The following is a 261-nucleotide window of genomic DNA, read 5'->3' on the forward strand; positions in this document are numbered from 1 at the left end:
TTTGACGCTGTCGCCGCACCTTGGCGACACAGCCGGAATACTGAGCGCGAGACTTGGTTACTTGTCATGGTTATGGCCAAGATCGACAACCCTGATAAGGTAAAAAATGCTATCAATTCAGCTAAACGCGAGCAGGCCCGTTTAGCTAAAATATGCAATGACCAGGCTGAAGAAATCAGGACATTGAAGATGCCCAAGCCTACACCAGGTTGGGGTAGTGCAAGCGCTGGTGAAATGCTCACTGCTATACGTCGTAAAGTG

At 49.0% G+C, this 261-nt stretch carries 1 protein-coding gene; it reads left to right on the forward strand.

Annotated features, from left to right (window positions below; translation table 11 throughout):
- Nucleotides 1-72: 72 nt before the first annotated feature.
- Nucleotides 73-261 (forward strand): hypothetical protein (locus AC3XQU_RS24180; RefSeq protein ID WP_489876662.1); only part of this gene is annotated, 189 nt, incomplete at its 3' end.

Source organism: Telluria sp. AZSoR62, assembly GCF_058111565.1.